The 11,919-nt window shown below is 40.3% G+C and carries 8 protein-coding genes; 3 read left to right on the top strand and 5 right to left on the bottom strand.

Annotation, left to right across the window (positions count from 1 at the left end):
* Nucleotides 1-56: 56 nt before the first annotated feature.
* The 5 genes from AACU33_RS36050 to AACU33_RS36070 all read right to left on the bottom strand — a co-directional run bounded on the left by AACU33_RS36050 (nt 57) and on the right by AACU33_RS36070 (nt 7,223).
* Nucleotides 57-1,004, bottom strand: a complete 948-nt coding sequence (locus AACU33_RS36050) for a glycosyltransferase family 2 protein (protein WP_339376474.1) — start codon at nt 1,002-1,004, stop codon at nt 57-59.
* Nucleotides 994-2,382: an oligosaccharide flippase family protein gene (locus AACU33_RS36055; protein WP_096595019.1), complete on the bottom strand. Its 1,389-nt coding sequence runs from the start codon at nt 2,380-2,382 to the stop codon at nt 994-996. Before AACU33_RS36055 ends, AACU33_RS36050 begins: the two co-directional genes overlap by 11 nt.
* Nucleotides 2,383-2,388: 6 nt before the next feature.
* Complete coding sequence (locus AACU33_RS36060; protein ID WP_096595020.1) at nt 2,389-4,602, bottom strand: GumC family protein; 2,214 nt, start codon at nt 4,600-4,602, stop codon at nt 2,389-2,391.
* Nucleotides 4,603-4,723: 121 nt separating this feature from the next.
* Entirely contained in the window at nt 4,724-5,905 is a 1,182-nt protein-coding gene (locus tag AACU33_RS36065; protein ID WP_096595021.1) for a glycosyltransferase family 4 protein, read from the bottom strand.
* 94 nt (nt 5,906-5,999) lie between these two features.
* A complete protein-coding gene (locus AACU33_RS36070; protein WP_096595022.1) occupies nt 6,000-7,223 on the bottom strand; it encodes a glycosyltransferase in 1,224 nt (407 codons plus the stop codon).
* 491 nt (nt 7,224-7,714) lie between these two features.
* On the opposite strand from AACU33_RS36070, the gene AACU33_RS36075 reads away from it, so the two are divergent.
* The 3 genes from AACU33_RS36075 to AACU33_RS36085 all read left to right on the top strand — a co-directional run bounded on the left by AACU33_RS36075 (nt 7,715) and on the right by AACU33_RS36085 (nt 11,911).
* Nucleotides 7,715-9,241 (top strand): HAMP domain-containing sensor histidine kinase, encoded by a 1,527-nt coding sequence (locus AACU33_RS36075; RefSeq protein WP_096595023.1) that lies wholly within the window; start codon nt 7,715-7,717, stop codon nt 9,239-9,241.
* 175 nt (nt 9,242-9,416) lie between these two features.
* Complete coding sequence (locus tag AACU33_RS36080) at nt 9,417-10,094, top strand: response regulator (protein WP_096595024.1); 678 nt, start codon at nt 9,417-9,419, stop codon at nt 10,092-10,094.
* Between the two features lie 1,124 nt (nt 10,095-11,218).
* Complete coding sequence (locus AACU33_RS36085) at nt 11,219-11,911, top strand: sugar transferase (RefSeq protein ID WP_096595026.1); 693 nt, start codon at nt 11,219-11,221, stop codon at nt 11,909-11,911.
* The last annotated feature ends 8 nt before the right edge of the window (nt 11,912-11,919 follow it).

Raw genomic sequence — 11,919 nt, forward strand, 5'->3', positions numbered from 1 at the left:
TAATTAATAATACATTTAAAACATAAAATATTAAATTTAAACGATTAATTTCTTTGTTAATACCTATTAGAAATATAGTAATATAAAGCTCTAGTTTTAATCCATAGCTGCTGTAATGCTGTAGTAGAGGAGAGATATTTATCAACAGTCATATCAATTTTGGTTTCGCTTTTTTTGGTATGCCAATAAGCGCTTAAACCTGATGCAAATAATTTATCAGTGAATTTAGAGAGAAAAGGAAAATTGGTTCGTATCCAATAGGAAGTCAGACAATGAATATTTGCAATTAGTATTTTTTTCGTATCTGTCCGATGGGTGAAAATATTATCGCCATGAACTCGTTGAAGTGAAAGTTTTTTGGCTAAATAAAATCCCTTTGATAAGCCAAGAGCAGTAAATTGTAAATAACTATCGTTTAATAAAACCCCTTCTGCCTCTGGCATAGGCAGAATTTTTTGTAGTAGTGTACGAGTAAAACAAATACCAGAAGTGGCAGGGATCGCAAATGGTAATTTACCCCGAATTCCTCCTCTACGCATATCTTGTGTCACGTCGCAGTTATATACAAAACCTGAATCACGATTGTCGTAGCGATCGTTGACTGGTGTCTTCATATCTGCATCAACAAATTGCAGCATATGAAAACACCAATAGCTTTCTTGATAGTTCTTTAAGACATGAACGACCTCAGACACTTTTTCAGGTTGGTAAGTATCATCCGCGTCTAAGAAACAAATGATATCTCCGCGGCTGGCAGCAAATCCCGCATTGAAGGCTGAGGCTTGCCCTCCATTTTGTTTGAGCACAGGAATAATTTTGTCTGCGTAACTGGCAATTACCTCTCGCGAGCAATCGGTTGAGCCATCATCAACCACAATAACTTCAACGTGAGTATAAGTTTGCGCCAATGCGCTATCGATCGCATCTGCTAAAAACTGCCCATAGTTATAGTTGTTGATGAGGATACTGACTAGCGGTAATCCATTCAAAGTGTTAACTGGCATTTTTCACACTCCTGAAGTTTTTCCAGAGTTCAATTAATTTGTGCTGCGTATTCGGTAATAACAAAGCGATCGCTACTCCGATAACGACCCACCACCCTAATTGATAGGGAAACAACGCCAGTCCAAAGGCAACTGCTAACAAGCCCGCAAAACTGTAGTCAGGACTGCTGACATCACGTACCAGGAAAGAATGAATCAAACCATAACTCAAGATTGTGGCAACCTCTGCCCAACCATAACCAATCAACCCCAATCGGGGAATTAGCAATAATGCGACAACAAAAAATAGGGTAATGTGAATGATGTGATAGAGGGTGATTTCCCAGTTACGTTTTAGGGCGTAAAGAGCAGAAGAATGCAAATTAAATAGAGCATTGGCTAGTAGACTGAGGGCAATGAAAGGATAGATATGCATCACAGGCGACCATTTGGCACCAAATAGCAAGGGCAGAAACCAAGGGCCCAACCAACTGACAATCACCAAAAATGGGCCTAATGCCAGCACTTGTAATGCCATGCCTTCTGTAATTGCCTGCATCATCCGATAGCGATCGCCCTGTAAACGAGCTAGCGTTGCGATCGACAGGCGATATGTCGCAGACTTAACGAATCCCAACAATTCCACCATCCGACTTGCAAGCGCTATGTAGGCCACCGCTTCTGCACCCAGCAATCGTCCTACCAGTAGCGGGTTTACCAAAGAGCGTAGTTGCCACACCCAAAACGAGGCTGAGTATCCAACGCTGTAAGCCAGCATTTGCTTGACTAAATCTGGTTGCCAACACAGTCGTGGTTGATAGCGATCGGCCCAGAAAAAAAGCACCAACAAATGCAATTGCTGTACCCACCAGCCTGCCGCTGGGCCCCAAGCACCACCTCCTTGAAAAGCGATTGGTAATGCCACCAAAAAGTAAGCAATCTGTCCTACGAATTCGATCCAGGCGACCTGTTTGTAATCTAGCTGTCGCTCCAGTCTTGCCATTGGCACTTGGCTAAGTAATACAACTGGTAGACTCAAAGACAATACCTGAAAAATCGGTTGGAAGCCCTTTAAGTTCACCCAGCCTGCCAGTAGCGGCACAGCCAATTGACTTAGCACAACTCCAATCAGACTAACCAGCAGCAACAATGTAAACGCTTGATGGTAGACTGTGCTTTTTTCTTCTCCTTCTCGGCGAACCAAGTAGACGGTAATGCCTAACTGACTGACGTTTTGCAGATAGTAAAAAAGTCCAAATGCCGCAGTGTAAAGACCATACTGTTGCGGGCCAATGGCGCGGGTGAGAAGGAGTACCCCAACTAAACTAATGACCATGCCCATTCCCTGGCGAATAGCCAGGTAGACACCTCCACGCAGGACTTGGGATCGTAGGTTCATAATTTCTTAATGAATGCTTGTTGTGCCATTGCTTAATCCTGGTGAAGTACCAGGATTAATAAATTGCGACCGATCCTGCTTGTAATAGTCAAAGCGGTGATATTCGGTTTCTGAAGCAGCACAATTAACAACTATCCCAAGAATAGTTTGTGCAGATTGCTGTAATAATTCTTTTGCAGTATTAGCACTGCTGGAATCAAGCACTCTCGGCCTGACAACTAACAAGATGCCATCAGTCATTTTGCCTAAAGTCAATGCTTCGGCCTCAACTATGAGAGGCGAGCCATCTAAAATGACAAAATCATATTGTTGCGCAGCCGCAGCAACTAATGCCTGCATCGGTTTGGAATCCAGAATTGCTAGGGGATTAGGAGGAATCACACCAGCAGTCAACACATCCAAATTGTCCATGACTTTGTTGACAGCGGCAGCAAAGTCAATCTGCTTGACAATTACATTGCTTAATCCCACTGCATTCGTTAAGTTCCAAATGTGATGTTGCTGCGGATGGTGCAGATCGGTATCAATCAGCAAAACGCGACGGCCAAGTTGAGCGATCGCTGCTGCCAGATTTGCGGAAACAGTAGATTTACCTTCCTTTGGCACTGAACTAGTTACCACTAAGGTTTTTAACTGTTTTTCTATATCCAGGAACTTCAGATTTGCTTGTAATAAACGATAAGCACCACTCACGGATGAGCGAGGAGAATCTCGCACTGGTAAAGCGGGAGTTGACCAGTCAGTATTCTTACCATGAGGTAATGTAGACTTGCCAAACTGCGGAATCGATCCCAGCCAAGGATGATTAAATAACTGGCGCGCTTCTCTAACACTTTTGACCGTTCTGTCACTCATCTCCAGCACCATTATGCTGATGAGAGCTGCTAGTATTGCCAGCAATCCACCTAATACCTGTGTCAGTATTTTTTGCTTCTCTACAGGGCTATCTGGGGCTGAAGCCATCTCAACAATGCTGGCATTGCCTGTATTCTGCTGTTCTACAACTTGCACTTCTTGGAGTTTTTTCAGCAGGTTTTCGTAGCTCGATTGCGCTGCCTGTAAGCGTTGCTGTAACTCTCGCTGCCCCTGTTCTAGCTTAGGTAAAAGTCTGGAACGCCGTTGATAAAGTTCTCTGGTATTAGAGAGGAGTTTAACTTGGCTAACTAAACCTAATCTTTCTACTTCGGTATCGACAAATTTTTGAATTAGTTGTTGTTCAATTGCACCTATCTGTAAGTTTCTATTGGCTAAATTAAAGCGACCCAGAATATCTCTAGTACGTTCTTGCAAGATGGCTCGCAGTGCAGTTTCTTTTTCTTTGATAGTAATGATAATGGGCGACTGCTCTTGATAAATTGCTCGCGCGCTAACTAACTGACTCTGGACGTCTTGATATTCTTTGACTGCCTGCTGCACGCTAGGAGATTGGCTCAGGGAACTAAGCGCGATCGCTGCATCGCTACTTAAACCGACTTTATCCCGCAGGGATGCTAGCCGAGAATTAATATCGGCAAGCTGTGTTTGGGCTTTCGTAATTTCTTTTTCTAATTCTGACGCATTTGCCACAAGAGCTTTGGATTCTTCTTCTAGATTGGTAATCCCATTTCGCTCTTTGAAATTACGTAACTCTACATTTGCTTGCTGCATTGTCATTTCACTTTTGGGCAGTTGTTCAGCAATAACTTTCCGTGCTGCTGCTGCCTGTTTTCGGCTTGACAGAATATTATTGTTAATATATACCTGCATCAATTTATTCACTACTGTTGCGGCAGTTTGCGGATTCTTCCCTTCAAAGGAAAGCTCTAAAATATCAGTTCCAGTAATTTGTTTGACCGCTAATCGCCACTGTAGATCGTCTGCTTTTAGCAGATTGCCATTGTTATTCTTTAACTGAAGTTGCGCAATAACTTTTTCCAGCAAAGGAGCTGATAGAAGAACTTCTGATTCTGTCTTCATAGGACTACTTTGCAAAGTCAAAGGTGAAAATTGCCCTAAGTCAGTACCCACACCTGTAAGTGAAGCAATTCGATCTACTTTTAATAAAAGTTTTCCCTGTGCTCGGTAGATTGGTTTTTGCAAAGAAGCAGACAACATCGATAAAATTAGCACGAACGAGGAAACACAGACAGCAGGAAACCAACGGCGCTTCAAAATCAGCCAATATTGCTGTAAGTCTATTTCCAAAGAATCTAGTGAGACTGTTCGAGCTTTAGTTTTCATGCAAAGCCTAAAGAATTTATTACAAAGAATCAGAGCTAAAGTTTTCGATAAAACTTAAATAATTAGAACTAGATTGAAATAATTTTCAATTTAGATTTAGCTAGGAAAATATATCGATATGCTAGTTTCTCGTAGTTAAAAAATAGGCTTTTCTTTTGATTTGATTGAAGTTATGAGGCATATTGGAAATATCTCCATATAGTTTCAAGTTTTCAGTAGTAATCAAATTCCAGTTATACATCTGCATAATATGTCTTTTTGCATTAGTAGCCATTTCTGCTAGTTGTTGGGGATGATGAATTGCCCAGCCTAAAGAATTAATACAAGAGTCTAAATTGCCAGATTCAAACAGCACTCCCCGTTCCTCATTAATCAATTGCTGATGAGGTGGGATATTGCTTGCTAGAACTGGGATACCTTCATGCATCGCCTCTAACATTGATAGAGGTAATCCTTCTAAATCAGAAGGAAGAACAAATAATCCGGCTCCGCGAACAATCTCCCAAAGACGATGTCCCCTAAGTTCACCAGCAAATACGATATTTCGATTATTTGCAACTTTTTCTAATAGGTTTGCAGTAAATGATTTAGTATCGCTCACACCTCCAGCCAAAACAAGTTTCCACCCAAATGGTTTGAGAGCGCAGAAAGCATCTACAAGCAAGTCAGGGCGTTTTTCTGGTACAAGTCTGCCCAAAAATAGAATGTAGCGCCCCTGTTTAAGGCCTAACTGTTTACCATAGGCAAAATTAGGGTCTGACTCTCCATAGGTGGCAGGAGCGTTGGGTATATAGGCTGTCTCGCGACCGTAGGTTTGCAAAAAGTATGTTTGCAGTGCTTCTGATACTACAACTAGTTCATGGGCGCAATTTACTGCGGTTTTCTCTCCCATTTGAAGCAAGCGAGTAGAAAAACTACCCCACTTAGCACGCTGCCAATCTAAACCGTGACAAGTAACTACAATCTTTGCAGATCTAAAAATTCTGGGTAAAAAAGTAAATAGAGATGGGCCGAGAGCATGAAAATGAACGATGTCATATTTCCTGTTATTGGCAGCTATTGCTCCCAATGCTGAGGTAAAAAAAGCGTCTATACCTCTGAAATCGATACTAGGTAGAGATATTACTCGGACGCCCTGAAACTTATAAGTTTCAAACCAAGAAGTTTGAGTATAGGAAGAGCGAGCGAATAAATCTACAGAGTGGCCTTGTGCAACCATACGAGGATAAATTTCTGCACAATAATGCTCAATTCCACCCTGTTTAGGAGGTAGACCCTTGGCACCGATTACAGCAATTTTCATAGACAAAAGTTATTTTCTGCAAAAGTATCAATAGTAAAACTTGTGGATTTACAGCAGTATTACTACTTTTTTTCGATTGGTCTTGGTGTTGGGTTTAACTGCTAGTTGATGTAACTGCATAATTTCGCATCTCCCAGCGATTTAGCATTTCACTGTAAACATCTTTCACCACAGTCCGCGCTGCATAAGGCTGTGCTGCACGCACGCATGAAGTACTTGGGTAATTTTCGGAATGTAGAATTACTTGCTGTAAAGCAGCTGCTAACCTCTCTGGCGATCGCTGTTCGCAGACAACCCCATTGTCAGCAGTTAGTAATTTTGGCGTTTCACCACATCTAGTCGTAACTACTGGTGTTCCACTGGCAAGGGCTTCCAGAACTACTAAAGGTAAACCTTCATAGGCACTGCTCAGGACAAACACGTTAGCGATCCGATGCAATCTCGCTAGTTCCTCTATGGGAATTGCTCCTAGCATCGTGACCTGAGTAGACAATCCTAATTGAGCGATTTCTGTACGTACTGCTGTTGCTAACTCGCCATCACCCGCGATCAGGAGGTGAGTGTCTGGTTGATTTAAAGCTGCGATCGCACGTACTAACAAAATTGGATCTTTTTGCGGATGTAGCCGCCCTGCAAACAAGATAAACTTTGTTTCTTCGCTCAAACCCAATTTGTTTGCTAGTTCTCGTTTCTGCGCTTTCCGTTGTTCCTGACTTAAGGGATAGAAAATTTCGTTATCAAAGGAATTCTTGATATATGCGACTCGATCTTGGAGGTGAGGATACTGCTGTCTATACAATTGGGCTGAATCAGTATTACAAGAAAAAATCTGGCTAAACTGATTAACTAGCAAGCTTTCTAAAGCAAAATATGCTGTGGGAAACCTCCGCCACAAAATCGCATTTTTATCGCCTGCTGCTTGAGTTTGCGTGTGAATATCGTTATGAATAAATAAGGTTTTGTCGGCCTGCCAATTTAAAGCTGCTAAACTTGGTTCTAGACGATGAAAGTGCATAAAGTCTGAGGTAAAACTCCGTCCCAGCAGTGCTGCCGTATACTTAACTGTAGTTGGTATCAGAGTTCTGAAGTTATCATTTTCTAAGGTAAATAGCGGGAAAAAACTGATTTCTCTACCAGCTAATTCTGCTGCTTGCCACTTGCCAACTCTTTGAGTGCGATCGCATCCTGTCCCTACTAATCGCACCTCAAACTCACTAGGAGCGTATTTAATCAATGTATTTATAAGTGTTTGTATGCCACCAATAGTAGAGTGCCAAGGATTAAATTGGTAGAAAATAGTTAGAACTGGTTTACGCATTACTTTCAAAATAGCCGTATTTTTGCTAAATATATTTTTTTGATAATTATTTCATAACTCAGTATTCAGTATTTTCTACAGCATCTCTTGAAAACATAATAGACAAAACTATCTGTAGATAGTGTCCTACACAGATATCAAAATATCCACTTAGTTATCCGATTGGATAGTGACTCAGGGAATACAGAATTTAGTAGGGTTGTACCTGATAATATTAACCTAGAATAATTTCTCGACTTCACTTAAAATTTACTTGATTTTAGGCTTACCTCATCAAAATTTAAATTTTTGATATATATTTTTTTTTATAAAAATGCTGATTTGGCTCTAATTTGCAACAAAAACATTTCCTTGAAGGAAAATTTGATAACTCTTGTGGATTGATAGTTTTATTTTTCCAAATTTATTTAGTAATATGAATGAAATCATTGAAATCATATTCAATGAGATTATTTGCTTGATGTATAACTACTGGTTTAGGGGTGTATTAGATGATATTAGCTATTAGCTTGTTAAGCTTAAAAGCTAAGTCAAACCAAAGTAACATTCGTTTATTGACTCGTGTATACCTTAGCTTTGGTCTGTTGGTGTGCTTTTTAGTGTTGCAACAAGGCTGGAACTTTTGGTTACTGTTCCTCAATCAAAACGCAGCTAATTGTATAACCAATACTCTACAGGTAGAGCGTGAAACACAACATCTACTTAATGAATTGAGAGATGAGGAAAGAGCTACCCAGCAGCCTTACTATAGCCCGATGAGAACCACCTTCTCAAACAACCTCGATAGGCTATCCCATCTTTTGCAAGATATGCCTACTCTCAAGACTCAACAGATTCATAAGATTAAATATCTCTATAATAATTGGCACAGCCAAGTAAGGCAAAGGCGTATCCTTGAACCTATTCACAGCCTTACTACCGAGGAACAGGTTTCATTAATATCTATAATTAATAATATTCAACTGCTGTCGGAGCAATACGAGCAACTTTTGCAAGAGCGCAGACACGATCTACTGCAACTATACCGTATATACACGGTTGTTAATATCGCCAGTACAATCTTGATTTTGCTAGTAATCAGCGGGAATATCTATTTTTTATATCAAAGAGTTGAGCTTCCCCTTCGTAATTTGATGAGGATAGGCGAGCTGTGGCAAGCGGGTCAGCTTGAAGCCCGACTCGGCTATGCTTCTGCTGATGAAATTGGTCGCCTCACTGAAATTCTCAATTCAATGGCTAACAAGGCTAGCCAGCGACAGCAAAACCTGAAAGCAAAAAACCAAAAACTTGAAGATCTGATTTCTGCTCTCTCCCATGACTTGCGTACCCCTCTCTTGGCTACTCGTAATACTTTGGACTGTATGCTGAAAGGCGCTTTTGGATATGTCAGCCATTCCTTCAAGGAGGTGCTTGAAGAGTACCGACAAGCTAACGAAGATCTTCTCCAACTTGTGGAAACTCTGTTGGACATTTCCCGATATGAAAATACTAATAAGACTCATAATAAATTAATCTGCAATTCCCTAAATTGGGAAAACATATTGGCTAAAGTAATTACTTTAATAGAAAGCACCTCTGATAAAAAAATAATCTTTACTTGTAAAATCTCGCCATCGCTGCCAGCTGTTTATGCTAATAGCTCAGAAATCCAACGGGTTTTGCAAAATCTATTGGATAACGCTGTGCGAGTGAGCCAGCCAAATACAGAAATTGTGCTTGAGGTAGTCACGCTAGGAGATACTCAAATAAAGGTCTCTGTCCAAGATCGCGGCCCAGGTATTACAGCGATAGAGAAGGAAAAACTCTTCCATCGCTTTATTCAAGGAAGAGGTCGGCGGGGAAAATCTGGGCTTGGTCTTTACTTGTGTCGTCAAATTATCCAGAATCACGGAGGCTTGATTGGTGTTGATAGTGTTCTTGGAGAAGGTAGTACATTCTGGTTTACTTTACCAGTGGCTAAAGAAAAAGCTGAGATCCAGAATAAAGAACAACAGATTTTAGATAAACATGTACTGTGATTTAAATATCATATTTCCCTGATATTTAAGGTGAAATTACTTAAGTTTAGCGAAACTTAAACACACTTCATCTAACCTTGATAGTTATGACTCTAAGCCTGGCAATAGTATTATGAGGGTTGGCAAGCATAAGTGCTTAAATATACAAGTACAAAAAGCAATATCTAGGAAAATTATGGCTGATAGTGTTGAATTTAAAACTATAAAAGTTCTAGTAGTTGATGACCATCCCTTGATCCGCCGAGGCATGAAAGGGCAATTTTCCCTAGAAACAGGCTTTACTGTGGTTGGCGAAGCAGAGGATGGTGCCCAAGCTATTAAATTAGCAGCACAACTTCAGCCAGATGTAATTTTAATGGATATCGATCTTCCCGATATAGATGGGATAACAGCTACGCAGAAGATCAAAAGTGACCAGACTGCTATTCGGATTCTTGCCTTGAGTGCATTTGATGACGATACCCAAGTGGTAGGGATGCTTGCAGCTGGAGCCGATGGCTATTGCCTAAAAAGCATTAAATGGGAACAACTGGTTGCTGTTATCCAATTAGTGCTCCAAGGTGGTGCTTATCTAGATCCTTCAATAGCGCAAAAGGTTGCAAGGATGCTCAAGCCAAGTTTTGTTTCTCAAGATACCCGCGCATCTGAAGGGAATCAGCGACCGATTCTTAGTAGTCGCGAGCGCGAAGTTTTGAAATTAATTGCTCAAGGATACTCAAACCAAGAAATAGCTGATGAACTCTACCTCTCATTAGGAACTGTCAAATCTTATGTACGTATGCTCTTGAATAAACTCAGCGTTGACGATCGCGTCCAAGCAGCAGCCATAGCTGTACGTGAGGGGTTAATTTAAACTGGGACAACTTCACATAAAAGCTCATACAGATCTTTCGGGTTATTCACAAATGGTAGCCTCAGATCCGCAAACGTGAGATTATCTGACCACAAAATGTAAGGCTGGCGTATTTGATGCTGGAAACTCTCAGGTATAGGCAAACATAGAACTAAGATATCGGGAGCAAACAGATTCATCTCTTCGTTAGTAGGGATTCCATAGTACGGAAGCACATGTGGACTCTTCTTCAGGCAATAACTACTGACTCGCTGTACTGTAGTGATGTTGCTACCAACGATCATAATTCGATGTAATTGCATGATTGGCAAATAAATTACTTAAATATTTTTTTGGCAAGGAGTTTGGATTATACATTATATATCTGTCAAGAGATTAAATAAATTATTTAATATTTCTTTAAGGAAATAAATGGGAATCAACAATCTTCCTAGAAATAGGAAACTTCTACATTTTTATGAATTCTTAATCTAAAAATTATTCTCACAGAAATATTTTAATTATCAATCGCTACTAATTCACAAAAATTATCGTTCCAGCTTTGAGTATATCTTAATAAAAATCTACACCGAGGCAATAAATCTCTGTGAAGAGTAGATTTATTATGAATTTAAATATAAACCTTATGCTACATCCAAGTGGATAACTTGCTGGATAGGTTTATGCTTACTTAAGGATACTGTATATATCTAACTCTAAGTAGCCATTAGATAGTATTTCCTCAATCTGTAGGCATAGGAAACTGTAATAGCACCTAGGAAAATTTTTAGTAGCTGTTAAATCTTGATTTTGTCATTAAGTATGAATATGTAATGCAGTGGACTTCAAGCTTTTTATAGATAAATACTCTAATTATGTTTAAAGTTCGACTTCTCAGGAATTTATCGAAATTTGTGCAATTTAGACATATAGCCGTACTTTCAGGAGATTACTTCTAAGCAACTTTACTGGCTGGAAATTACAACAATGTCCCAAAATTAATAAGCAATAACTACCTTCATTGCAAATATCCCCAAGAACGCTTTTGCGATAGCCGTATTTTGGCGCAGCCGACAGAGTCATTAGGTGAAACGACCTTTTAGGTGGCTAAATTCGGAAGCTGACTCACTGAAACTATAATTAACATGCCTAAACGTTCTCATAACCACTCTATTCATGGATCGCTTATAGACGAAGCCTATAAATCTCATTTAGCGAGTCTGCCGGTTCATCCTTCTGTCACCAGCAAGGTGAAGCGCATAATTGACATTCTCGGTGCTGCAATCGGACTAGGAATTACAGGCTTGGTAATAATTCCTGTTACTATAGCGATTCAACTAGATAATCCTGGCCCCATCTTTTACAGTCAGATTCGCTGTGGTCTGAATGGCAAATCCTTTAGGATCTGGAAATTTCGTTCTATGGTTGTCGGCGCAGATCGACACAAGCATCTGGTGAAGAATGAAGCGAAAGACCATCATATCTTCAAAAATCAGAATGACCCTCGGATTACCCGTGTAGGCAGGTTTTTACGCCGCACCAGCATAGACGAACTTCCTCAGTTCTGGAACGTACTACGAGGGGAAATGAGTTTAGTTGGTACTCGACCACCGACTCCCGATGAAGTGATGCATTACTCAAATCACCACTGGCAAAGGCTGAATGTCAAACCAGGAATGACTGGAGAATGGCAGGCTAATGGACGATCTAGTATTAAGTCGTTTGAAGAGATTGTGCGGATGGATTTAGATTATCAATATAAATGGTCTATTACCTATGATGTTAGTTTGATACTGAAAACGCTAAAGGTTGTGTTTAATAGGAATGGTGCTTTTTGATAGGGTTT

The sequence above is a fragment of the Calothrix sp. NIES-2098 genome, from assembly GCF_963875125.1.
Lineage (GTDB): Bacteria > Cyanobacteriota > Cyanobacteriia > Cyanobacteriales > Nostocaceae > Aulosira.

Bases quoted from the DNA above. Each gene is read 5' to 3' on its own strand.
- AACU33_RS36050 (WP_339376474.1), bottom strand. From the start codon at position 1,004: ATGCCAGTTAACACTTTGAATGGATTACCGCTAGTCAGTATCCTCATC.
- AACU33_RS36055 (WP_096595019.1), bottom strand. From the start codon at position 2,382: ATGAACCTACGATCCCAAGTCCTGCGTGGAGGTGTCTACCTGGCTATT.
- AACU33_RS36060 (WP_096595020.1), bottom strand. From the start codon at position 4,602: ATGAAAACTAAAGCTCGAACAGTCTCACTAGATTCTTTGGAAATAGAC.
- AACU33_RS36065 (WP_096595021.1), bottom strand. From the start codon at position 5,905: ATGAAAATTGCTGTAATCGGTGCCAAGGGTCTACCTCCTAAACAGGGT.
- AACU33_RS36070 (WP_096595022.1), bottom strand. From the start codon at position 7,223: ATGCGTAAACCAGTTCTAACTATTTTCTACCAATTTAATCCTTGGCAC.
- AACU33_RS36075 (WP_096595023.1), top strand. From the start codon at position 7,715: ATGATATTAGCTATTAGCTTGTTAAGCTTAAAAGCTAAGTCAAACCAA.
- AACU33_RS36080 (WP_096595024.1), top strand. From the start codon at position 9,417: ATGGCTGATAGTGTTGAATTTAAAACTATAAAAGTTCTAGTAGTTGAT.
- AACU33_RS36085 (WP_096595026.1), top strand. From the start codon at position 11,219: ATGCCTAAACGTTCTCATAACCACTCTATTCATGGATCGCTTATAGAC.